This window comes from Noviherbaspirillum sp. (assembly GCF_035254865.1).
GTDB lineage: Bacteria > Pseudomonadota > Gammaproteobacteria > Burkholderiales > Burkholderiaceae_D > Noviherbaspirillum.
The window spans coordinates 1-24,084 of record NZ_DATFAF010000018.1 but is presented as its reverse complement, the minus strand read 5'-3'; the positions used below and the strand labels follow the sequence as shown (position 1 = coordinate 24,084).

Annotated in this window: 21 protein-coding genes and 1 pseudogene; 11 read left to right on the top strand and 11 right to left on the bottom strand. The window is 61.4% G+C overall.

The features are described from left to right. Positions 1-46 precede the first annotated feature (46 nt). From VJ651_RS04280 to VJ651_RS04270, 3 genes are read left to right on the top strand one after another with little or no spacing between them, the layout of a single operon-like run. A complete protein-coding gene (locus tag VJ651_RS04280) occupies positions 47-1,975 on the top strand; it encodes a response regulator (RefSeq protein ID WP_324106243.1) in 1,929 nt (642 codons plus the stop codon). A gap of 9 nt (positions 1,976-1,984) precedes the next feature. Then, entirely contained in the window at positions 1,985-2,386 is a 402-nt protein-coding gene (locus tag VJ651_RS04275; protein ID WP_324106242.1) for a response regulator transcription factor, read from the top strand. Between the two features lie 5 nt (positions 2,387-2,391). Then, on the top strand, positions 2,392-4,068 hold the full coding sequence (locus tag VJ651_RS04270) for a putative bifunctional diguanylate cyclase/phosphodiesterase (RefSeq protein WP_324106241.1): 1,677 nt from the start codon (positions 2,392-2,394) through the stop codon (positions 4,066-4,068). Positions 4,069-4,111: 43 nt separating this feature from the next. Here the strand turns inward: VJ651_RS04270 and VJ651_RS04265 are convergent, their stop codons facing one another. The 8 genes from VJ651_RS04265 to VJ651_RS04230 are packed head-to-tail and all read right to left on the bottom strand — an operon-like array spanning position 4,112 to position 13,973. Continuing rightward, positions 4,112-5,053 carry a succinylglutamate desuccinylase gene (locus tag VJ651_RS04265; protein ID WP_324106240.1) on the bottom strand — a complete coding sequence of 314 codons (942 nt, stop codon included), beginning with the start codon at positions 5,051-5,053 and terminating at the stop codon, positions 4,112-4,114. Positions 5,054-5,104: 51 nt separating this feature from the next. Beyond that, positions 5,105-6,451, bottom strand: a complete 1,347-nt coding sequence (astB, locus tag VJ651_RS04260) for an N-succinylarginine dihydrolase (protein ID WP_324106239.1) — start codon at positions 6,449-6,451, stop codon at positions 5,105-5,107. A gap of 12 nt (positions 6,452-6,463) precedes the next feature. Then, positions 6,464-7,927 carry a succinylglutamate-semialdehyde dehydrogenase gene (gene astD / locus VJ651_RS04255; protein ID WP_324106238.1) on the bottom strand — a complete coding sequence of 488 codons (1,464 nt, stop codon included), beginning with the start codon at positions 7,925-7,927 and terminating at the stop codon, positions 6,464-6,466. Continuing rightward, complete coding sequence (gene astA, locus VJ651_RS04250; RefSeq protein WP_324106237.1) at positions 7,920-8,960, bottom strand: arginine N-succinyltransferase; 1,041 nt, start codon at positions 8,958-8,960, stop codon at positions 7,920-7,922. The genes astD and astA overlap by 8 nt, the downstream gene beginning before the upstream one ends. Positions 8,961-8,968: 8 nt before the next feature. After that, complete coding sequence (locus VJ651_RS04245) at positions 8,969-10,000, bottom strand: arginine N-succinyltransferase (RefSeq protein WP_324106236.1); 1,032 nt, start codon at positions 9,998-10,000, stop codon at positions 8,969-8,971. A 32-nt stretch (positions 10,001-10,032) separates the two neighbouring features. After that, positions 10,033-11,289, bottom strand: a complete 1,257-nt coding sequence (gene astC / locus VJ651_RS04240) for an acetylornithine/succinylornithine family transaminase (protein ID WP_324106235.1) — start codon at positions 11,287-11,289, stop codon at positions 10,033-10,035. A gap of 56 nt (positions 11,290-11,345) precedes the next feature. Then, positions 11,346-12,851, bottom strand: coding sequence for an aldehyde dehydrogenase family protein (locus tag VJ651_RS04235; protein ID WP_324106234.1), 1,506 nt, complete (start codon positions 12,849-12,851; stop codon positions 11,346-11,348). A 30-nt stretch (positions 12,852-12,881) separates the two neighbouring features. Continuing rightward, positions 12,882-13,973: a saccharopine dehydrogenase family protein gene (locus tag VJ651_RS04230; protein ID WP_324106233.1), complete on the bottom strand. Its 1,092-nt coding sequence runs from the start codon at positions 13,971-13,973 to the stop codon at positions 12,882-12,884. Between the two features lie 131 nt (positions 13,974-14,104). Between VJ651_RS04230 and VJ651_RS04225 the strand changes: the two genes are divergently transcribed. Both VJ651_RS04225 and VJ651_RS04220 read left to right on the top strand, forming a co-directional pair. Then, on the top strand, positions 14,105-14,551 hold the full coding sequence (locus VJ651_RS04225) for an Lrp/AsnC family transcriptional regulator (protein WP_324106232.1): 447 nt from the start codon (positions 14,105-14,107) through the stop codon (positions 14,549-14,551). Between the two features lie 21 nt (positions 14,552-14,572). Next, positions 14,573-14,911 carry a hypothetical protein gene (locus VJ651_RS04220; RefSeq protein WP_324106231.1) on the top strand — a complete coding sequence of 113 codons (339 nt, stop codon included), beginning with the start codon at positions 14,573-14,575 and terminating at the stop codon, positions 14,909-14,911. A gap of 16 nt (positions 14,912-14,927) precedes the next feature. Here the strand turns inward: VJ651_RS04220 and VJ651_RS04215 are convergent, their stop codons facing one another. Further along, on the bottom strand, positions 14,928-15,920 hold the full coding sequence (locus VJ651_RS04215; RefSeq protein WP_324106230.1) for a serine/threonine protein kinase: 993 nt from the start codon (positions 15,918-15,920) through the stop codon (positions 14,928-14,930). Positions 15,921-16,096: 176 nt separating this feature from the next. Here VJ651_RS04215 and VJ651_RS04210 point away from each other — a divergent pair, with 176 nt between their 5' ends. The 6 genes from VJ651_RS04210 to VJ651_RS04185 all read left to right on the top strand — a co-directional run bounded on the left by VJ651_RS04210 (position 16,097) and on the right by VJ651_RS04185 (position 22,552). After that, entirely contained in the window at positions 16,097-16,537 is a 441-nt protein-coding gene (locus VJ651_RS04210) for a type IV pilin protein (protein WP_324106229.1), read from the top strand. A 9-nt stretch (positions 16,538-16,546) separates the two neighbouring features. After that, entirely contained in the window at positions 16,547-17,050 is a 504-nt protein-coding gene (locus VJ651_RS04205) for a GspH/FimT family pseudopilin (protein ID WP_324106228.1), read from the top strand. Continuing rightward, positions 17,047-17,640, top strand: a complete 594-nt coding sequence (pilV, locus tag VJ651_RS04200; RefSeq protein ID WP_324106227.1) for a type IV pilus modification protein PilV — start codon at positions 17,047-17,049, stop codon at positions 17,638-17,640. The genes VJ651_RS04205 and pilV overlap by 4 nt, the downstream gene beginning before the upstream one ends. A gap of 5 nt (positions 17,641-17,645) precedes the next feature. Then, positions 17,646-18,725, top strand: coding sequence for a PilW family protein (locus tag VJ651_RS04195; RefSeq protein WP_324106226.1), 1,080 nt, complete (start codon positions 17,646-17,648; stop codon positions 18,723-18,725). Further along, a complete protein-coding gene (locus tag VJ651_RS04190; protein WP_324106225.1) occupies positions 18,725-19,252 on the top strand; it encodes a pilus assembly PilX N-terminal domain-containing protein in 528 nt (175 codons plus the stop codon). The genes VJ651_RS04195 and VJ651_RS04190 overlap by 1 nt, the downstream gene beginning before the upstream one ends. Positions 19,253-19,324: 72 nt before the next feature. Continuing rightward, on the top strand, positions 19,325-22,552 hold the full coding sequence (locus tag VJ651_RS04185; RefSeq protein WP_324106224.1) for a pilus assembly protein: 3,228 nt from the start codon (positions 19,325-19,327) through the stop codon (positions 22,550-22,552). A 136-nt stretch (positions 22,553-22,688) separates the two neighbouring features. Here the strand turns inward: VJ651_RS04185 and VJ651_RS04180 are convergent, their stop codons facing one another. Further along, positions 22,689-23,288: a hypothetical protein gene (locus VJ651_RS04180; protein WP_324106223.1), complete on the bottom strand. Its 600-nt coding sequence runs from the start codon at positions 23,286-23,288 to the stop codon at positions 22,689-22,691. A 7-nt stretch (positions 23,289-23,295) separates the two neighbouring features. Then, positions 23,296-24,084, bottom strand: a pseudogene (locus VJ651_RS04175) (hypothetical protein); the annotation flags it as partial.

The window sequence follows — 24,084 nt, the reverse complement described above, 5'->3', positions numbered from 1 at the left end:
CCGCCGACCGCCGCCAGCGTCAGTCATGCTCAAAGAAAACACGAAGATGACAGAGCCTGTTGATCAGGCGATTGAAGTCCTGGACGACTCCGGCACGTCGCCATTGGGCCGCCAGTTTGCCGACCTCAATCACAACCTCCGCACCTCAATGAACAGCATCGCCGGCATGTTGACCATGCTGCGCGACACGAATCTGTCGGACTCCCAGCGGGAATATGCGGCTGTCGTCCAGAACAAGCTCGATACCCTGCTCGACCTGACCGAACGCGTCGTCGACATGTCGCTCCTGGAAGCGAATCGCTTCGCGCTGGCGCGGACGCCATTCGATCTGCGCCCGGAAATCCAGGGAGCATGCCTGCACAAGATCGCAGCCGCCCGCATCAAGGGCGTCCAGTTGCATCTCGACGAGCCACCGTCGGTCCTGGTGGAAGGCGATCCGGCGCGGCTGCGGCAACTGGTCTCGATGCTGGTCAATGGCACAATCCGTCTCTCCGAACAGTCCAATATCACCATCACCACGCAGGCCAAGTGCGAAAACGGCGCGTGCGATGTGCGCATCCAGCTCCACGCCCCGGGACTATTCGACATCGGCGAACGTCTCGTCGCGATGTTGAACCAGGAAACAGAACCGGTGATGCCACCGCGTAGCACCGCCGCCGTTGAGCTGGCCCTGTGCGTGCAACTGGCCAAGCTGATGGGCGGACGGATAGGCATCAGCAACCTCCCGCAACAGGGCACGTCCCTGCGCCTCTCCCTCTCTTTGCCGCTCGCGCCAAATCCCGCAGCCGATATGCGAACACTGCTCGTATCGGAAGCATCTCCGCAACGCGAGGCACTTGCGGCGATGTTGACCGCACTGGGAATGCGCGTGCAGGCCAGCGGCTCCGCCGTGGAGGCATTGAAAAGCCTGGCCGCGGCTAAGGCAGCGCAAGACCCTTTTCGGGTTGTCATGCTCGATCGATGGATCGAAGGCATGGACGGCGAACTGCTGGGCGCGGCAATCAAGGCCGATGCGGCATACTGGCATGTCGCGCTGGTACTCCTGGACGAGCAGGCACAGCCGGATCAGGCCAGCCTGACGCTGTCCGGATTTTCAGCTTCGTTCGTCAAGCCCGAGCTGCTGCGCGATGCGACCGCACTGCTGCGCTTGTGCGAGGAAATCAGGGAGAGCAAGCCGTCGCCCGTCAGCGCCAACGCCAGCGGCACGACCTCAACGCCGGAAGACAAAGGAGCACGACTGCCCTTTGCCGGTCGTCGCATTCTGATCGCCGAGGACAATCCGGTGAATCAGCAAGTCACGCTGCGCATGCTTGAAAAATTCGGCTGCCAGGCCGACCTTGCGGACAACGGACAGCGGGCGGTCGACATGCACCGCGAAGTCGGCTACGACCTGATCTTGATGGATTGCGACATGCCAGTGATGGACGGCTTTGAAGCCACGCAGACGATTCGCTCATTGCAGGGCAACGGCCGCCGCACGCCGATTGTGGCGCTGACTGCGAGCACGGCTCAGGACGAGCGCGACAAATGCCTGGCGTCCGATATGGACGATTTTATTTCCAAACCGATTCGACCGCAGCTTTTGCAGGAAACGCTGGCGCGCTGGCTGCCGGCCCATGCCGCCGCAGAACCGGAGCCGATGGCTGCGCCCTGCGCCGATGAACTCGAATACGTGCACGATGCGTTCGGCGCCGATTTCCGCGAGCTTGCGGCGCTGTACCAGAACGATGCGCCGCCGCGCCTAGCGCTGTTGCGCCAGTCCCATGCGTGCGGCGACCATGTCTTGTTTGCGAAGACCGCGCACGCGCTCGGCGGCAGCAGTGCATCGATCGGCGCTTCCGGCCTGTCGGCCATGTGCAGGGATCTGGAGATGCTCATGAAGAGCGGCGCTAGGATCGATTTTGAAAGACGCATGAATGCCATCGAAGCCGAATTCCGGCGCATCAGCGGGAAACTGCAATCGATGCTTTCCTGACGGAGCACTATGCGCAAACGAACCAAGGCTCTGAACATCATCATCGCCGATGACGACGCCACCACCTGCCATGTGCTGCGCATGCTGCTGCGCGAGCACGGTCACCAGGTCGTCGGAGAGGCGCGCGACGGCGAAAAGGCGATTGAACTGTGCGAGATGCACAAGCCGGACCTCGCCTTCATCGACATTGCCATGCCGCGCATGGACGGACACCAGGCGACGCAAGCGATCCGGCAAAAGCTGCCGAATGTCGGCGTCATCATGATCAGTGCGCTTCCCACCCTGGAGAATGTGCAGACCGCATTGCAGGCGGGTGCCAGCGGCTTCGTGGTCAAGCCTTTCAACGCCATCAAGGTAGTGGACGCCATCGAAAACTGCCTGAAGCAGAAACAAGTGCAAAAACAGGGGTGAACAGAATGGATTCGGCGGTTAATAAACTTTCCGCAAAAAGCGCGCTGGTCGTCGATGACGGGCCGGTCGAGCGCATGGCAGGAAAGTCGATGCTGGAAAAACTGGGGTTCTCGGTTATCACCGCGGCCAGCGGAGAAGAAGCGCTGCGCCTGCTGGAAGATCAGCCTGCCGATCTGGTGCTGTGCGACATTTCGATGCCGGGCATCGGCGGCATGGGTCTGCTGGAAGCGACGCGCGGCCGCCCGCAGCCGCCGCTGTTCATCATGTCCACCAGCCACGACGACGCCGAGCACGCGGTCGCGTCGCTGCGCAATGGCGCCTACGGCTACCTGACCAAGCCCTTGCGCTTCGATACCCTGCGCGCCACCGTGGTCGACGCGATCGCGAAGTACGAAGAACAGAAAAGCGCGTCCGTCAACGAGATGGCGCTGGCGCACCACGATACGCTGACCGGCTTGATGAACAAGGCGGGGTTTTCACAGCGCCTGACCGATCGCCTGCGGGACATGCCGGATGGCACATCGGCCGGCGCACTGCTGTTGCTGAAGATTGTCGGCCTCAACCATATCAACCACAGCTACGGACGCAACGAAGGAAACAAGGCGCTGCAGCTTTCCGCGCGCATCCTGTCGCGGCTGGTGCGGTCATCGGATCTGCTTGCCCGCTTCGGCGGCGACATGTTTGCCATCCATTTCGATGCGATTGATCATGGGCAGGTCGAACAGCGGATTCTCAATGTGGCCGAGACGGTCGAGAGCACCAAGATGCCGCTGGCGGGCGAAGTACTCACCTTGACCGTGGTCGCCGGCGGAGCCTGCGCCTACGGCATGATGGAAATGGAAGACCTGCTCAACCGCGCCGATTTCGCACTGCATCTGGCGCGCGACCGCAGCCGCAATCGCATCCATTTGTACAGTGAAGCGGACGATGTGCATAAACGCGAGCTGTCGCATCAGCTCAATACGGTCGCGGTGGTGCGCGCGGCGCTGCGCGATACGCAGCGCATTGCCATGCATTACCAGCCGATCATCAATCTCGACACCGGGGCCGTCAGCCATTACGAAGCCTTGTTGCGGCTGATGGATGACAACGGCACGCCGTGCAATACCGGCGAACTGGTCAAGACCTGCGAAGTATTCGGCCTGATCGGAGAGCTGGATCGCGCCGTGGTCAAGGCCACCTTGCGGGACGTGGCGCGCGTGCCCGCGAATGCCGGGATTGCGATCAACCTTTCCGGCAAGTCGATCGGCGACCCCGACCTGCTGCACCTGATCGAGACACGCATCAAGAGCCTGGAAATCGACCCCAGCCGCATCATCTTCGAGCTGACCGAAACGGCGGCCTTCTACAACCTCGAAGAAGTGCGCCATTTCGTGCGCCGCATCAAGAGCCTCGGCTGCCGTTTTGCGCTGGATGATTTCGGTGTCGGCTTTTCTTCCTTTTACTACATCAAGGAACTGGACTTCGACTACCTCAAGCTCGATGGCTCTTTCATCGCCAAGCTGCCGCACAGCCCGAACGACCAGGTCTTCGTGCGCGCCATGGTTGAAATCTCACGGGTCTTCGGCATGGACGTTATCGCCGAATGGGTGGAAGATCAGGAAACAGCGGACATACTGCGCGGCTTCGGCGTCGCACTCGGGCAGGGATATCACTTCGGAAAGCCGGCCTTGCTGAAATGAACAGACCGATATTGCATTGCGCGTTCCGTTCCTGTCCGCCGATTCAGGCCTGACGCACCACCATCAGTCCCGCGCGCAATCCGACGCGCACATCCGGATTGGGGAAGACGACATATTCAGTAACCGGGCCGACGCGGTACACGGTGTCGCCATCCGCCGCAATGACTGTACCCGGCTCCATCGGCGTGAAATTTTTCGTGCTGGCATCGAAGGCCATGCGAAACGCATCGCTGCGTTTGATCAGCTCCTGCGTCACGGTGAACACATGCGGGCGCTCGATCCCTGCCGGCACGTGGCCGATGCGAAGAAAACCGTCGATCGCCTGCTGTGCGGCGGCGAACCGGCTCAGGTCGTTGCTGCCCAGCGCAGTCACCTGCCCCAATTCCACCGTCGCGCTGGCGGCACCGTAACGGGTTGCCGTGTAGCCGCTGAAGGTTCCCGCGGAGGGCGGACTGATGACCAGCGCGCCGATGCCGGCTTGCCCCAGCAAGCCCGCCAATACGTCCCTGCGCGGCGCGGCGATGTTGGCCGGGATGACGGCAAAGGTCGGGTAATGCGAAGGACGAATCGCGGTGTGCAGATCAAGATGCCAGTTCTCTGCATCCGAATCTGAGAAAAACGTGCTGGCGGCACGCATCAGCTCATCGGCACGCTGCGCCTCCGCGCCGGATTGCAGCGCGCCGCGCGCCTCGCGGAACAAGCGGTTCATGTCGACGTCGATGAAACGCTTGCCCTGCCGGATGGCCGCCAGATTGCCGATCGCCACCATCAGATTCACCCGCAGGGAATGCGGCTGCGCGGCGAGTCCATGAAGAATCTGCACCAGCATTTCGATGGGCGCGGTTTCGTCGCCGTGCACGCCAACCGACAGCAGAAGTCGTGCACGCGATGGCGCAGCGTTAGGCGTGGTGACCTGCAGGATGCCGCTTGCCGGCTGCGTCACGACATATCCGGACGCATCGAAGCCGGCGGCGATCTGCGTCAAGTCGCCTGCAGCAATTGCGCGTACTGAATCGGATATGTCGGGATCCGGCATTTAGCGCTGAAAGTCGTATAAACCGGGCAAACGCAGAATCCCGGTGAGTTCATCGAGCGCCGTCCTGATCTCGACGGCGAGCAACGGGTCGGCCAGATCCTCCGGCGCCAGACAGTCGCGATAGTGTTTTTCCACCCACGCGACCAGTTGGCCGTACAAATCGTTCGTCATGATCACGCCCTGATGCATCGTCGCCGCCTCCGCGTCGTTCAGCACGACACGCAGACGCAGGCATGCGGGTCCGCCGCCGTTGCGCATGCTTTGCCGCAGGTCGAAGCTGATCAGCTCGTCGATCGGATCCTCGCTTTCCACCAGGCTTTGCAGGTATCGCGACACAGCCTGATTCTCGCGGCATTCCTGCGGCACGACCAGAATCATCTGTCCATCCGGCCGGTAGAGCAGCTGGCTGTTGAACAGATAGCTCGACACCGCATCGGCGACCGAGACCTCGTCCGCCGTCACGCGAATCGGGCGCAATTCTGCCCCCACGTTCTCCATCGCCCTGCGCAGCGCGGAAATCGTCTCGGCCTCGTTGACGAATGCTTGCTGGTGATAGAACAGCACATTGCCGTTGCCGACGGCGATCACGTCGTTATGAAACACGCCCTGATCAATGGTGGCCGGATCTTGCTGTACGAATATCGTGCGCTGCTCGTGCAGGCCGTGCCGTCTGGCGATCGCCTGACTGGCTTCGAGCGTCTGGCGCGCCGGGAAGTGCCTGGGTGCAGGCGCGTCGGGTTCGAATTCCACGCGGCCGTAGGCGAACACTTCCACGCCCGACATTCCATATGAAGCGCACAAGCGCGTATGGTTGGCGGCACCTTCATCGCCGAACGCGGGCGTCGACGGCAGCGCGCCATGCACGGCAAAAAACTTCTCCTCGGCGAAGATGGCGCGCAAGGCGCGTTCGGTTTCCACATGTTCGAAAGACCGATGCAGCTTGTTGTTCAGATTGGCCACGGTAAAGTGTGTGCGTCCGTCCGCAGTGTCGGCGGATGGACTGACGGTCGCCGCGTTGGCGGTCCACATCGGCGAGGCCGAATAAGCGCAAGCGAGGATGGCGGGCGCTTCCCTGCTGGCGCGGGCGATGACCTCGGCATCGCTGCCGCTGAAGCCGACGGTGCGCAGCAGGCTGAAGTTCGGTCGCAGCTGCGGCGGAAGAACCGCTTGCGCAAAACCGCGCGACGCCAGTGCGCGCATCTTGGCGAGCCCCTGCAGCGCCGCCTGCTTCGGATTGGCCACGCTGCCGAAGTTGCGTGCGGACGCCACGTTCCCGAAGGACAAGCCTGCGTAATTGTGCGACGGGCCGACCAGCCCATCGAAGTTGTATTCGCGTGCCATCGACATGGTTCCCCTCTTTCAGAACGCCAGACCCGGCGAGAGATTCTTCGGCATCTCGAGCGTGTTGCTCTCGATCGAAGCGACCGGATAGGCGCAGTAGTCGGCGGCATAATACGCGCTCGGACGGTGGTTGCCTGACTTGCCGATGCCGCCAAAAGGCGCTGTGCTGGCCGCGCCGGTCGTCGGCCGGTTCCAGTTGACGACGCCGGCGCGCGCCTGCACCACGAAGCGCCGCCACAGCGCTTCATCGTCGCACAGCAAGCCGGCAGCGAGGCCGTAGGCCGTGGCATTGGCGGCATGCAGCGCCGCGTCGAAATCGGCAACGCGCAGCACCTGCAGCAGCGGCCCGAACCATTCTTCGTCAGGCACGTCCAGCGCGCCTGTCACGTCAATGATGCCGGGCGTAAGGAACCCTGTATCCGCCGCCAGCGATCGCATCGCAAGCAAGGCCTTGCCGCCGCGCGCGATCAAATCATCCTGAGCCCGCAGCAGTTTTCGTGCAACCTGGACAGAAATCACCGGCCCCATGAACGGCGCAGGCTCCTGATCGAATTTTCCGATGCGGATTTTTCCGGCAACCTCAACCAGCCGCTCGATCAAGGCCTGTCCCTGCGGCGAGTCCTGGACGATCAGCCGGCGCGCGCAGGTGCAGCGCTGCCCCGCGCTGACGAACGCGGAAAAAATCGCGTGATGCACCGCTGCGTCGATGTTGCCGACATCCCAGGCGACCAGCGCATTGTTGCCGCCCATTTCCAGCGCCAGCATCTTGCCCGGTTGCCCGGCGAACTGCTTGTGCAGCAGCGCACCGGTCTGATAACTGCCGGTGAACAGGATGCCGTCAAGCTGCGGATGCTGCGCGAGCGCGGCGCCGGTATCGCGACCGCCGTTCACGAGGTTCAAGACCCCGTAAGGAAGGCCGGCCTGCTCCCACAGTTCCGCAGTCTTGATCGCGGTTTGCGGCGCATACTCGCTCGGTTTGAACACGATGGCATTGCCGGCAATGAGTGCCGGCACGATATGGCCGTTGGGCAGATGGCCGGGGAAATTGTACGGGCCGAACACCGCGAACACGCCGTGCGGCCGATGCCGCAGCACCGCATTGCCGTCCGCGACCTTGCTCAGGGATTCGCCAGTGCGCGCATGATAGGCCTGAACGGAAATGTCGATCTTGTTGGCCATGGTGCTTACTTCGGTGCGCGATTCCCACAAGGGCTTGCCGACTTCCATTGAAATCAGCCTTGCCAGCTCCTCGCTGTTCTTCTTCAGCAGATCGCGAAAACGCTGGCACAGTGCAACGCGTTCATCGACGGGCTGCATCGCCCATTTGCCGAAGGCGGCGCGCGCCGACATGCAGGCGACGTCGACTTCGGTTGCGCTGGCGGCCCTGCCGCTCCATATCTGTATCCCGTCGGCCGGATTGTGGACAAGGAGCGGCGCGCCTTCGCCGGCTATCCATTGTCCGTTCAAGAAATGACTATGCATGCGGATTCTTCCTCGGGTTAAGGGACATGCTGCGCACGAAGTCGCCGTCGCCGCAGCCCAACAGTGCCTGCTGTTCGCCCGACAAGGCAATGCGGCCGGCGTTCGGAGAGGCATCGGCCGCGATCACGCGGAAATCCTGCATCGCCGTGCTCGCGATGAGCGATGGCGATTCGGCCTGTGTCGCATCGCCGGTTTCAACTGTGGACAATGCGCTGTCGCGCAATGCGCGCAACTCGCCGACGCGCGCCTGCAAGACCGGGCCGGCGTCGAAAATATCGACATAACCTTCGAAGTGCATGCCTTCCTGCTCAAGCAGGTGGCGCGCCGGCGCGGTATCGACATGCACGCGGCCGATCACGTCCTGCGCCTCCTGCGGCAGGTAGGCGACATACAGCGGATGGCGCGGCATCAGTTCGGCGATGAAGGATTTCTTGCCGAGGCTGGTGAGATCGTCCGCGCGATCGAAATCCATCTGGAAGAAATGATGGCCGAGACTGTCCCAGAACGGCGAACGGCTTTCCGGCGTCTGGTAGCCGCGCATTTCCGCGATCAGCTTTTCCGGAAACAGATGCGGAAACTGCGCGATGAACATGAAGCGACTGCGCGACAGAAGCTTGCCGTTGTTGCCGACGCGGTAATCGGGGTGCAGGAACAGCGAGCACAGCTCCGCGCATCCGGTCAGGTCGTTGGACAGGTAGAGCGTGTCCATGCGGGAGAAGACGTTCAGCTCCTTGCTGGAATGCACCAGGGTGCCGATGCGGTAGTTGTAGAATGGGTCGACCAGGCCGACCGCGCTCTTGATCGCGCAGACGCCGACCACCCGCGCTGCCTCGACATCTTCCATCACGAACAGATAATCGCGCTGCGTCGGCGCAATCCGCCCGGCAAACGAAGCGCAGGCGACTTCGACCCGCAGCCGCAGCGCCAGGTGGTCCGGCTTGAATGTGGTCATGCCCGAACCGACCCGTTGCGCCAGCGCCAGTAGGCCTTCCAGATCCTGTTCCCGGATGGCGCGGACTACCAGCTTTGGCATCGGCGGCCTCATAGCTTCACACACAACACGGAATCGCCCTTCACCACATCCAGGCGGCGCATCGCCTCCTGGGTGAGCGTGATGCTGTCCGACAGCCTGGGGGACGCGCATTCCGCCACGATGGCCCGGAAGCGCTCGTCGCGCGCCGTGGCAATCAGGTACATGCCGCGGCTTGCGCGGGTTGCCTTGCCTGCCTCGTCGGTGACCATGCGCGGCATCGAGCGGGAGAACGATCGCAAGGCATTTCTGCGCGCGCACAGGATCGGACCGCCGTCAAAAATATCGACATACGCGTCAGGCTCGAAGCCTTCCTCGGTCAGGAGCCTAAACGGCAATTCGCCTTCGCCATGCACCTGTCCCAGCGCCGCCTGCGCCTCGGCGGGCAGCAGCGGCACATACACCGGATAGGGAGGCATCAGCTCGACGATCAGGGTGCGATTGCGAGCGCCTTCGATCATGCGTTCAGCCTGCAGGAAATCCATCTGGAAGAACTTGCGCCCCAGCGCTTCCCAGAACGGCGAGCTGCCGTCGGCGTCGGTCATGCCCGGCATCGATACAAAGAATTTTTCACTGAAACGGCGTGGTGCGACCGCCGCGAACAACAGTCGCGCGCGCGACAGCAATGCGGCCTCGGCTCCTGCCCGGCGTCGCTCGCGCAGGTAAAAACCGGACAATTGCGAATGCCCTGTCAAGTCCGAGCACAGGCTCAGTGCGTGCACGTTGTGACTGATGTTCAGGTCGCGCGATACCTGGCTCAACACGTCGTTGCGGAATGCAAAGAAAGTGCCGCTCGCGCCGGCCGTGGCGGAAATCGCCGCCGTGCCGGCAAGCGACTGGTCGACCGTCGACTCCAGCACGAACAGGTAGGCTTCCGTCGACGGCGTATCGGGGTGCGCCGCGAACGCGGCGTTCGACCGCTCCACCGCGCTTTCTATCGTGCTGCGCGTTCTCGGCAAGGTGTGCACGCCGGGCGTCACTACCGATGCCAAGGCTTCAAGTGCCGGAATGTCTGAGCTTGCTGTGGGCCGGACCACGAACACGGAGTTCTCCCATCAATAGCCGACGCGTCCCCTCATTGCGCGGACAACACGACGTCAAGTGCGCGCCGCAAGCGACTCTGTGCATCCTCGATCTGCGCATCGCTCACCACCAGCGCCGGCAGCAGGCGCACCACGTCCGGGCCGGCGATCAGCAGCATCAGTCCCTGCGCTTCGGCTGCCTTGGTGATGTCCTTGGCCCGTCCGCGCCAGGCGTCGGTCAACACCATGCCCAGCATCAGGCCCCTGCCGCGCACCTGGGCGAATACCTGCGGGTAGTCGTCCTTGATCGCTTCCAGCTTTTTCACCAGCGTCGCCGAAGCCTGCCTCACGCGCGCCAGGAAATCCGGCGTATTGATGGTTTGCAGCACCTTCAGCGCGACCGATGCCGCCAGGGGATTGCCGCCGTATGTCGTGCCGTGCGCGCCGACCGTGAATGCGCTTGCCACGTCGTCGGTGGTGAGCATCGCGCCAACCGGGTAGCCGTTGCCGAGCGCCTTGGCGGAAGTCAGGATATCCGGCGTGACGCCATAGTCCATGTACGCAAACAGGTCGCCGGTGCGGCCCATGCCGCATTGCACTTCGTCGAAGATCAGCAAGGCGCCGCTTGCATCACAAAGTGCGCGCAATACCTTCAGATACTCCACATCCGCCGGAAGCACCCCGCCTTCGCCCTGCACCGGTTCCACGACAAGCGCGCAAACATCGTCGCCGATTGCGGCGCGCGCCGCGTCGATGTCATTGAACGGAATGTGCAGCAACTCCGCCGGCAGCGGCTCGTAGCCCTCTGTGTATTTCGGCTGGCCGCCGACCGAGACGGTGAACAAGGTGCGTCCATGGAAGGCATTGACGCAGGACACGATGCGCGATTTGGACGGACCGAAGCGCGTGTGAGCATATTTGCGCGCCAGCTTGAACGCCGCCTCATTCGCCTCCGCACCCGAGTTGCAGAAGAACGCGCGGTCCGCGAAGGTGGCCGCGGTCAGCGCGCGCGCCAGTTGCAGCACCGGTTCGTTGGTGTAGCCGTTGCCCACATGCCACAGCTTTTCCGCCTGCGCGCTCAGCGTCTCGACGACCGCCGGATGCGCGTGCCCCAGGCTGGTCACGCCGATGCCTGCGGTGAAATCGAGATAGTGCTTGCCTTCCTGATCCCACAGATCAAGGCCATGCGCGCGCACCGGCACCATCGCGCTCGGCGCGTAGACCGGCACCATCACCTCGTCAAAAGTTTTCCGTGTGACAGGCTCGGCATCGGACATTGCCTTTGCATCAAGTCGCTGCGTTGCAGTCATTCCATTTTCCATTGTGTTTGATTTTTCTTCCAATGATAAGGCCAACGCCGCCCGCTTCAAAAATCAAAATTGATTCCCTGCGCCAGCGGCAAAGCGTGGCTGTAGTTGACCGTGTTGGTCGCGCGCCGCATATATGCCTTCCAGGCATCCGAACCTGATTCGCGGCCGCCACCGGTCTCCTTTTCGCCGCCGAACGCGCCGCCGATTTCCGCGCCGCTCGGACCGATGTTCACGTTGGCGATGCCGCAATCGCTGCCGCTTGACGACATGAACCGCTCCGCTTCGCGCAGATCGGTCGTGAAGATACTCGACGACAGGCCCTGCGGCACCGCATTGTTCCAGGCGATCGCCTGATCCAGCGTCTGATAGCGCACCACATACAGTATTGGCGCGAAGGTTTCATGGTGCATGACGGGCGTTTGCGCGGGCATTTCCACCAGCGCCGGATGGACGTAGTACGCGTTCTCACATCCTGCGATCTGCACACGCTCGCCGCCGAACACCTGGCCGTTTTCCGAGCGTGCCCTGTCCAGTGCGTTCTGCATGCCGTCGAACGCGGCGCCGTCGATCAGCGGTCCGATCAGAGTCTCTTTCTGCAGCGGATTCCCGATCGGCAGCGATGCATAGATTTTCTTGAGGCGCGGCACCAGCGTGTCGTACACACTGTCGTGCACGAACAGGCGGCGCAGGGTGGTGCAGCGCTGGCCGGCGGTGCCGACCGCGGAGAACACGATGGCGCGCGTCGCCAGTTCCAGCTCGGCGCTGGCAGCGACGATCATCGCATTGTTCCCGCCCAGTTCCAGGATGGAGCGTGCAAGCCGTTGCGCGCAGCGTTCCGCAACTGCGCGGCCCATGCGCGTGCTGCCGGTGGCGCTGACCAGCGATACGCGCGCATCGTCCACCAGCTCCTGCCCCACTTCGCGTCCGCCGACGATCAATTCCGACAAGCCCTGCGGCGCGTCGGAGCCGAAGCGTCGCATTGCCTTGCTGAACAATTCCTGCACGGCGATCGCCGTCAGAGGCGTCTTCTCGGAGGGTTTCCACACCACGCTGTCGCCGCAGACGAAGGCCAGCGCGGCATTCCACGACCACACGGCCACCGGAAAATTGAACGCCGAGATCACGCCCACCACGCCGAGCGGGTGCCAGGTTTCCATCATCCGATGGCCCGGCCGCTCGGAGGCGATGGTCAATCCATACAACTGGCGCGACAGGCCGACCGCGAAGTCGCAGATGTCGATCATTTCCTGCACTTCGCCCAGTCCTTCCTGCAGGATCTTGCCGGATTCCATCGTCACCAGCTTGCCAAGCGCTTCCTTGTGCGTGCGCAATTCCTCGCCGAACAAGCGGATCAGTTCCCCGCGCCGCGGCGCCGGAACTGCGCGCCACTGGCCGAATGCGGCGTGGGCGCGCGCGATTTTTTCCTGCACATGATGCGGCGTATCGGCATGCAAGCCGGCCAGCGTCTCGCCATTGACCGGGCTGATGCTGTGCAGGCTCCTGCCCTGGTATGGCGTCAGGTCGACGCCGAGTTCGGCAAATAATTGCGTAACGGATTCCATTCGAATGCTCCTTTATCAGGCGGCATAGAATCAGGCTGCATAGAAGCGGCCGAAGCGGTTGTCCAGGAAATCGCTCAGCTTCGCCTGTTCTTGCCGGATCAAGCCCGCCTTCGGCAGCTTGCCCTGCATCACCAGGTCCACCATCGTGCAGATCCCGGTAGCCGTCGTGATCTGAATGGCGGACAACAATTGGCCATTCACCTGCTGGCTGTAGATCTTCTTCGCGTAGGTCTCCTGCTCCAGCCGGCCCTCGCGCATGCCGCACACGCTGGTGAATACCAGCACCACATCCTGTCGAGTGATCGGTATCGCTGTCTCCAGGACTTCCTTCAGGATCGGACGGCGGTCGAGCAAGCCCAGCTGCAGATCGCGCACCAGCATCTTGATGATATCGCGATGCCCCGGATAGCGCACCGTCTTGTAGTTCAGATTCCGCACCTTGCCGGCCAGGCTTTCGCACAGGGTGCCAAGACCGCCCGAGGTATTGAACGCCTCGTAGGCGATGCCGTCGAGCGAGAAATGCTCGACCTCCTCCAGCGCCGACACCTCGCGCAACTGCCCGTCGACAATCGCTTCGCAGGGATTGCAGTATTCATTGATCAGACCGTCGGTGCTCCAGGTCAGGTTGTACTTCAGCGCATTGCTCGGAAATGTCGGCAGCGCGCCGACCCGCATGTGCACGTCGCGCAAGGTGTCGAAGTGGCTGGCAACATCATTGGCGACGATCGAGATGAAACCGGGCGCGAGGCCGCATTGCGGCACGAAGGCGGTGGGCGATTCCTTGGCGAGATGTTTCACCACGCGCGTACTCTCCACGTCTTCAGTAAGGTCGAAATAATGCGAGCCGGCTTTTTTCGCCGCCGCCGCGATCACCGGGGTCAGGAAGTAGGGGCACGCGGACAAGCTGACATCGTGCCCATCGATCAGGTCCAGCACGGTTTTCGCATCGGAGATGTCCGCCTGCACCACCGCGACATCGGGAAAGCGCATTGCCTGCACATGGGCAAGCCGTTGCGGATCGCAGTCGGCCACCGTCAGCCGGTAATCCCCCGAATGCGACAGCAGGTTCAGGATCGCGTCGCCGATCTTGCCGGCACCGAGGAGGATGAGTTTGGTTTTCATGGCGCGAACCTCCATTGCGGGGACATGTCCTCAGTCTAAAGTTGCTCGATGTCAGAAAACAGGGAGCAAAGCGTTGTCATAACGTATGATTCAACTACAATCTGACGAAACGATAGGACAGATCGCACAAGATGAAGCCGACTCTCGATGATATCGACAACAAGATCCTGGCCTTGCTGATGGATGATGCACGCATGCCGACCTCCACCATCGCCAAGCGGGTCGATATTGCGCGCACCACCGCCATTGCACGCATCAGCAATCTGGAAAAACGCGGCATCATCGCCGGGTACGGCGTGCGACTGAACCAGGAACTGTATCAACCGGCAGTGCGCGCCTATGTCGGCGTCGTGATGGACCCGCGCAAGGCGACCAATCTGGTCAAGGTGCTGCAGAAAATGCCGGAAGTGGAAACCCTGTGCGCCGTCAGCGGTCCGGTCGACTACATGCTCACGCTGCGCTGCCAGTCCACCGGCGCGCTTGACCGGCTGCTCGACCAGATCGGCGCCATCGAAGGCGTGCGGCAGACCTCGACCTCGATCATCCTCACCAAGCGCATCGATCGAGGCGCAATTTAGATACCGAAAAGGAGCATCCTCATGCATTCCATCCCCGATACCAAGAAGAACCACCTGTGGCGCAAGGTGATCTGGCATACCGATCCGGAGACGCATCCGCTCGGGCCTTTCCACTCGGTCGAAATCTATTGTTGCGAAGAGTCGAACGGCTATGCCGTCTGGTATGTGCGCAAGCTCGCAAGGGACGACCTGCGCGGCAAGCCCGGCGTGGAAAATGCGGACTACCTGTTGAAGTATTTTTCGAAGACCGCACGCGACGACGCGATCGAATATGCGGTCGTGACCGCGCACAATGCGCCGACGGTCGACAAGCTGATCGAGAATCTGGACGCGCTCGCGGCTGCTGCGCAAAAGGTTTGATGCAGGCGCTGAGTGTTCAGCCCTGCCACAGCGGCGGCTCATCCATCAGCGCAATCTGTTCGCGCAGTTCGAGGATGCGGTCCTGCCAGTAACGCTGGGTGTTGAACCATGGGAAGGCCGCGGGAAAGGCCGGGTCATCCCAGCGCCGTGCCAGCCATGCGGCATAGTGAATCAGGCGCAGCGTCCGCAGTGCCTCGACAAGATGCAATTCCCGTTCGTTGAATTCAAAGAAGTCTTCATATCCCGCCAGCAGATCGGACATTTGCCGCACCATCTCCGTCCGCTCGCCCGACAACAGCATCCATAAATCCTGGATCGCCGGCCCCATCCGGCTGTCGTCGAAATCGACGAAATGCGGGCCGGCGTCGGTCCAGAGCACATTGCCGCAATGGCAATCGCCGTGCAGGCGCAGATGGCGCACCTCGCCGGCGCGGTCATAGCAACGCCGTACGCTATCCAGCGCCTGCGTGACGACGCTGCGATATGCGTCGGCCAGATCAGGCGGAATGAAACCGTGGGTCAGCAAGTATTCGCATGGTTCTTCCCCGAAGCTCGCCACATCGAGCGTCGGCCGCGTCTGGAACGGCTGCAACGCGCCGACGGCATGAATGCGTCCGATGAAGCGCCCCATCCACTCCAGCGTCGCGCGATCGTCCAGCTCCGGCGCGCGGCCGCCATGCCGGGGAAAGACGGCAAAACTGAACCCCTCGAAATGATGCAGCGTTCCCTTCCCCGCCAGCGATAGCGCCGGCACCACGGGAATTTCCCGCTCGGCCAGCTCCTGAACAAACGCATGCTCTTCAAGAATGGCCGCATCGCTCCAGCGCTGCGGGCGGTAAAACTTGGCAACAAGCGGCGAGCCATCCTCCATGCCGATTTGATAAACCCGGTTCTCATAGCTGTTGAGCGCGAGCAGGCGGCCGTCGCCATACAGTTCGAGGCTTTCCAAAGCGGCAAGAACCGAATCGGGGGTCAGGCGGGAGAAGGGGTGGGAGGCGGTGGTGTTCATCGTCGGACATTGTACGCGGCACGCCCCTCCCCACCAACCAGTTGCTGGGCGACTTGACCACTCGTATCCCGAAAACAACCGATCATCACCTGAATATTGCCGTACAGCAATAAGTTGGTATCCTATGTTTATGGTATTGACAGAGTGTTTTTTCGCATAGGCAATTTACCAACAACATGAACAGAAAAATAAGCACTATCCGCACGACCAGAGCGCTTTCGGATCGCGGCTTCACTCTCATCGAGCTGATGATCGCGCTTGCAATCGTCGGAATCATCGCGGCAATTGCCTACCCGTCCTATACGCGGAACGTGACCAAGTCGAACCGTTCGGCGGCGGAGAGCTTCATGATGTCGCTCGCCAACAAGGAAGAGCAATACCTGCTGGACAGTCGCCAATATACCGCCACTGTTACCGATCTCCTTGCAGTGCCGACGGATGTCATGCGCAACTACACGGTCACCATTACCACGGTCGCTGCGCCGCCGTCCTATACCATCACCGCCACACCGACAGGCGGTCAGCTGACCAGTGATACCAGTTGCGGCACCTTGACCCTGACACAGGACGGCACCAAAGGTGTTTCGGGGAGTGCCGCCGTTTCAAGCTGCTGGTAAGAGAACATCTTGGCCAACGTCCGCTCCTTGCAGATCATCGATACCCGCGTGAAGCGCGTCGGTCACTCCGGAGGCTTCACGCTGACGGAATTGATGATCACCGTGGCGATCGCGGCGATCCTTCTTGGCATCGGGTTGCCGTCATTGAGCAGCTTCATGGGAAGCCAGGCTATCACCACCGCCTCGCACGATGTGACAGCCATGCTCGTCCTGGCGCGCAGCGAAGCCATCAAGCGTAATGCCAATGTGGTTGCAACACCGGTGTCGGGCGACTGGAAGAATGGCTGGACGGTGGATGTCACCATCGGCGGCGCCACGACGACACTCGGAAAGCAGAGCGCATACAACGGTCTGACCATCACCAGCCCCGTCAGCTCCGTGACCTACGGCAGCAATGGAAGAGTCCAGGGATTGACCGTGCCGACGTTCGAGATCACCGGCGGTTCGCACACCCGCTGTGTCAAGGTCACATTGAGCGGCCTGCCGAACGGCAAGACGGGAAGCTGCTCATGAATACCTCCATCAATCGATTCATCAGGCAGGGCGGCTTCAACATGGTTGAAGTCCTGGTGACGCTGACGGTTCTGCTGATCGGCCTGCTCGGACTGGCCGGGACCATGATGCATGGCCACCGGTCGGAGGCCGAATCCTATCAACGGGCCCAGGCATTGGTGCTGCTGCAGGACATGGTCGCGCGCATCAACGCCAACCGGAATGTCGCCAGTTGTTATGCCTTCACGACCGATGCAGCGGCGGGGACACCGTACCTCGGCACGTCTTCAACCGCAGTCCCGGCATGCGCTGCCGGCACGGCAACCCAGAACGCCCTCGCCTTACAGGACATGGCTGAATGGAGCGCCTTGCTGAATGGCGCCGCGGAAGTCGCCACCAACAACAATGCCAATCTAGGCGCAATGAATGGCGCACGCGGTTGCGTCACCTACGACGCAAGCACCGGCGTCTATCAGGTCAGCGTTGCCTGGCAAGGCCTCGGCAAGACCGCCGCGCCTCCCGCCGCCTGGAACTGCGCAAAAGGCAATTACGGCGACGAAAAATGGCGACGCGTGGTGAGCGTCACTCTCAGAATCGCAGCCCTCGATTGACTGCCATGGATACCTTCAACCACAAACTCGTCAGGCACCATCGCCAATCGTTATTGCAGCTGAACCGGCACGCCGGCTTGTCGCTGGTGGAATTGATGATCTCGATTGCCATAGGACTTGCCCTGATGGCCGGAATCACCTCCTTGATTACGCAGCAGAGCAAAGCCTCGACAGAACTGGACAGGGCCAGCCGGCAAATCGAAAACGGCCGCTATGCAACGCAGTTGCTGCGTGAAGACCTGGAACTCGCGGGTTTCTGGGGCGAGTATTACAACGTGCCGGCGCCTACTTCCTTGTATGATCCGTGCGCGACCGCCATCGCCGACCTGGTCAGCGCCATCAGCCTGCCGATTCAGGGCTATGACTCTCCCGCTTCGGTACCTTCTCCCGTGTCCGGCTGCCTCTCGAGTGCCGATCATAAGCCCGGGACCGATATTCTCGTCGTGCGGCGTGCGGACACGGCCACCATTCCGCTGGCGAGCGCCGCGGCCGCCCAGCCTTATGTGCAGGCAGGGTTGAACGTATCGAGCACCATGGACAAAGTGATCGGCACGGGATCAGACACCAGCGTCTTCACATTGAAGAAACGCGACGGCACTGCCGCACCTTTGCGCAGCTATACCGTCCACATCTACTTCATCAGCCCCTGCAATGTGCCCGCCAGCGGAACTTCATGTTCCGGCAGCGGCGATGACAGCGGCAATCCCGTTCCCACGCTCAAGCGACTCGAGCTCACGGTCACAGGAGGCGTCGCTTCGTTCACCATCATGCCGTTGGCCGAGGGCATTGAAAACATGCAGCTCGATTACGGCATCGATTCCGATGGCGACGGTACGCCGGACTACTACACCACCGGAACCAACAATAACGTCGGCGTGGCATTGACAGCGGCCGACTGGGGCAACGTCGTGACGGTCAGAGCCAATATCCTCGCACGCAACGCCGAGCGTACCGCAGGGTACACCGATGCAAAAACCTATGCGCTTGGCGCCTCAGGCTCGGTGGGCCCGTTCAGTGATGCGTACAAACGGCGCGTCTTCAGCGAAGTCGTTCGCGCAACCAATCCCAGCGGGCGGAGGTCATGATGAAAACCAAACACGATCAATCCGGTGCCACGCTCGTCGTCGCCATGATCATGCTGGTCGTGCTGACCCTGCTCGTGGTATCGGGCATCCGCTCCAGCACTACCAACCTGCGGATTACCGGCAACATGCAAATCCAGGGGGAAGCAACCGCCGCTGCGCAGCAGGCGATCGAACAAGTGCTGGATACCGACTACACCAACAATCCGGTCGCGGAGACCATTACCGTGCCGATGGGTGCAGTCGACTACAACGTCGCCGTGTCGCAACCCGTCTGTGCCAATACGGCTCCGGTGTCCACGGATGAATTGAGCGCCAATGACCCTAAAGATCTGGCTTGCTTCGGCTCCGCCGATCCGACCTCCGTCACCCAGGTTTCCGGTGGCACGGAAAAGCAGGTTCTCGAAGCCTCGCTGTGCAACAAGCAGCTATGGGAAATCCAGGCCGATGTCAGCGACAGCAACAGCGGCGCCAAGACGACGCTGGTGCAAGGCGTTGCGGTTCGCGCGGGCCGGATGTCAGGCTGCTGATCCAAGACCACATTCAACAGTTGAACACACAAGGAAGACGAACGGCGCATCCATGCCGGGGAGGAAATCACCATGAAGACAATGTCAATTTTCCGGGCCGGGCTGCTCGCCGCGCTTCTTTTCTCTCCGCTTGCGGGCAGAGCCGACGATATTGATATCTATGACGGCAACAATACGGGTCATGCGCCTAACCTGCTGATCATTCTCGACAACGCGGCCAATTTTTCCGCCAATGCCGGTAATTGCACCTATGACGACGATGGTACGGCGCCGACGCTCAACGGCACGGCCGGCGGCATCGAACAGTGCGCCATCTACAACGTCATCAATTCCCTTGATGTCAATTCTGACGGCAGCGCCAAAGTCAATATCGGGATGATGTTTTTCAACGCCTCCTTCGGCACCAACTTCGGCTGCGCTAGCGGCGGCAACGGCGGGTGTCTGGTCAAGCCGCTCACACCAATGACGGTGGCCAACAAGGCCGCGCTGAAAGCCTGGATCAGGCAGTGGGTCACCTCGGGCAACACGGCAAACAATATCAAGGCCAGCGGCGAAGCGACCGCAGCGGTCGTGCAGGAGGCATGGGCCTATTTTGCCGGGAAAACCGGCCTTTCAGGAACCACCTATTCCGGGGTCACAGAGGAGTCCTGCCAAAAAAACTATATCGTCTATATTGGCAACGCGTTCACGAATTCCGGTACGCCGGGTGACGGCGGTAGCGCCAACCCCAGCTCAGCACTCAACACCGCGCCCGGCATTACGGCTGCCCTGAAAACAAGCATCACCGTACCGTCCGGTTGCTACGGCACCTTCGGTTACGCCTCATCCTGTCCGGTCGTGTCGAGCCCGGCGTTCAGTTGCGGTACCTACTCGATGGGTAACCATACCAATTCGTCCGGCTTGTACGCTGACGAGTGGACACGCTACATGTACCAGGTCGATCTCAGCGGCACAGCCGGCGGCTTGCGCAATATCACGACCTATACGGTGGGCCTGCTGGGCCCAAGCTGCAAGTCCGACTATCCGGCGCTGCTGAACAGCATGGCCAATGTCGGCGGCGGCAAATATTTCGCCACATCAAGCTACAGCGAAATCAGTGCCGCCCTGACCAAGATCCTGAACGAAGTCCAGGCCGTCAACAGCGTGTTCGCCTCCTCCAGCCTTCCGGTCAGCGTAAACACACAAGGCACCTACCTCAACCAGATCTACATGGGCATGTTCCGTCCCGACAAGGACGGCAATCCGCGCTGGGTCGGCAACCTCAAGCAGTACCAGTTCATGATGGATTCCAGCTCGGGTACCTTGCGGCTGGCCGACAGTACCGGCGCTTCCGCCATCGCGTCCTCCGGCACGGGTTTCATCTCGCCCAACGCAGTCAGCTTCTGGACAGTCAAGAACGCAGCCGGCGTACCGGACAGCACCGGCGGCTTCTGGAAGAACAGCCCCCAGGGAGCCGGCGGGGCCTATGATTCGCCGGATGGCGAAGTGGTGGAGAAAGGCGGTGCAGCGCAGCGTCTCAGAATCGACAACCTGCTCGACAACTACACCAGCGCGGCGGGATCCAGCACCAATCCGCGGCGGCTATATACCTACTGCCCGGGCGGCACAGGCTGCAATGCCGATCTGACGAACAGTGCAAATGTCTTTGCGCCAAGCAATTCGGCGATCACGCAGGCCATGTTAGGCGTTTCGACCGATCTGGACCGCACCAAGCTGATCAACTGGGTGCGAGGCGAAGACAACAAGGGCGATGAGCACGGCCCGGGTGGCGTCACTGTTCGCCCGTCCATTCACGGCGATGTTCTGCATTCGCGCCCGGTGGTGATCAGTTACGGCGGCTCGTCCGAATCTGTCGTGGTCTACTACGGCAGTAACGACGGCGTGTTCCATGCGGTTAACGGCAACCAGACAGCGGCTATCGCCGGCGTCCCAGCTGGTAGCGAATTGTGGGGGCTGGTGCTGCCGGAGTTCTACAGCAAGCTCAAGCGCCAGCGCGAGAACTCGCCGGTGCTGAAGCTCTCCACCACCGATCCGGACCTCCATCCGCAGCCCAAAGACTACTTCGTCGACGGCCCGACCGGGATGTACCAGAAGCTGAACGCCGACGGCAGCATCGCGCGTGCCTATATCTATCTCACCATGCGGCGTGGTGGACGATTCGTCTACGCAATCGACGTCACCTCCCCTTCCAGCCCGCGGGTGTTGTGGAAGAAATCATACAGCGATACCGGCATGGGCGAACTCGGCCAGACCTGGTCCCGCCCGAAGCTCGCAGTGGTGAAGGGCAACCCCAATCCGGTGCTGATCTTCGGTGCCGGCTACAGCAGCACACAAGACAGTGAGCCGCCTGCCGCCGACACCATGGGCCGTGGCATCTTTGCACTAGACGCCGTAACCGGCGACCTGGTGTGGAGCGCAGGCCCCACCGCCTCCGCAACGCGCCAGGTGTCCGGCATGGATTACAGTGTCGCCGCTGACATTGCCTTGCTTGATCGCGATGCCGACGGCTATGTTGAACGCATGTATGCCGTCGACGTGGGCGGCAACGTCTGGCGTGTCGATCTCGAGCCATCCGCCGGAACTGCGCCGTCGAATTGGCAGGTCACCAAACTGGCGGCTCTCGGTTGCAGCAGCGGCCCGTGCGGCGCCGGTACGACGCCGCGCAAGTTCCTTTTCCAGCCCAGCGTTGTTCCCGTCGGTGCCACATCGCAGACCACGTCTTACGACGCGGTACTGGTCGGCTCCGGTGACCGCGAACACCCCCTGTACACAAATGCTTCGTACAACACGACCAACCGCTTGTACATGCTCAAGGATATCAAGCCGGGCAAGGATGGCTCCGGGCAAGCAACGATTACGGAGGGATCGCTGTTTGATGCCACCAGCGCCACCTACAATGGAACGGGGCGCGGCTATTACCACACGCTCGGCGTCGGCGAGAAATCGGTCAATGCCCCACTTACGGTTGGCGGGGTCACAAATTTCGGCACTAACCAGGCCATCCCGCCCGCCGAGCACTCGTGCTCGACCTCCCTTGGCGTGGCAAGGATTTACAGCCTGAGCCTGTTCGACGGAACCATGACAAGCACCACGCTGGACGGCGGCGGCCTGCCACCGTCACCGGTCAGCGGCGTGGTAAGCATTGGCGGAAAGAAGGTCGGCTTCTGCATCGGCTGCGTCTCCATCGAAGGGCAACCGCCCCAGATTTCGACGATCCCCTGCAAGTCGGCACTGGAGAACTGCTACAAGGATGCGGATGTGCCGAAGAAGACCAAGAGGACGTACTGGTACAAGAAGTAAGTAGTTGCGTGCGGCCGGCATTCTGCGCTCAAGTGGTTTGCCGGCAAGCGTACGAAAGCGGTGAACGAGTCACGCACGCCCGCTTCCACTTCACTTCGGAAATGCGCTGCGGCTGGATGTCAAAAAGAAATCGGCCTCATGATGCCACGACGTCCTGCAAGGTGATTTGAATTCTCAACTGGCTTCTCACCGAAAGCCGCCCGATTTTCCCCGGCTGGAACATGATCCCGGAAAACGCATCAACAATGCGCCGCTGCGCATTCGCAGGGAGTCTCGATTCTTCGATCACTACCTTGTCGATTCCACCCTCATCATTGATGAACAGTCGCAGAACTGCGGCCTGCGTCGGAATATCCGGCGTCGCCAGCGTCAGATTGGAAGCAATGTCCCTCACAACATGCGGTTTTTCCGTCAGCTCGCTCACACGGAAATAGTGCGGTTCGGGGGGCGCCTGGATTGCCGGAACCCACGTCGTCGCAGCGCGCTGCGAAAGTACGACATGCTCGTCAAGCGCTTGCTCCGGCAACTTTTCCGACGTTTCAGATTTTGCGACCGTCGAACGTGGCTTCGCCGTTGCCTTATCCGTCGTTTCCAGGGTTATCGACACAGGCTTGCGGGATGCCGCATCTGCTGGCGTACCGCCTCCTTGCAACCCCGTACTTGCCGCAACAACAAAGCCGGCGCCAAGATGGGCTGTTGCCGACAACAGCAGCGCGGGCAAATGATACGACCTCATGCCTTGTTCATTCAAACAGTTCGCGCCAGATCACGCGCCGCGCTCCGCCGACGGCATTCGGAGGCTGGACCTCCAGGATAGACGGTTTGGTCAAAGAGCCATCGGCACTGATCGGATAAATCACCGGCAATCCCGTTGGCAGCCTCGATACAGTGACACCAACATACGGCGATGTCGATTTCATCGCTACCGGCACGCTCGTATTGCCAACATAGCCGCCCGTCTTGTAATCGAGCTGATACAGCCAGCTATAGCCGCCGGGCTGACACTCCGATGCGGTGGGGACGATGCTGCTCGCAACCAGGGTGCCTGCGTAGAGTTGAAGATCAAGGGCGATCCGTTCACCGCTGTCCGGAAGATTGATAAACCAGCCGCGCACATCGGCAGACGTCCAGTCGACATCCTGCTTGGTCGCAGTGCGCACCCCCGCGTCCGATGTGGAAAGCGTCTGCTGGATGAGCTTCGTCGTATCAGTCAGCGCCGCGGCGCCGTCGTCCTTGATTGCATAGATCGATTGTGCCCTGGTGTCCTCCAGATCGCTGTTGCCAAGGTATCGGCCAGTGCCGAAGTAGACAACCGTTTTGCCATTGACATCACCGATTTCCGGCGCGGCCATGATTGGCTTGCTCACGCCAAACTGCGCAATTTTGGTGACGGCGCCAGCATTCAGGTCGAAGCGCCACATGTTCCCAAGCAGGTCACCGCCATAGGCCGCAATCGCCGTATTGTTCACAGAAAAATTGCTGGCCGAGACATTAATTCTTGCCAATCCACTGGGATTGTCCACACTGCCCGC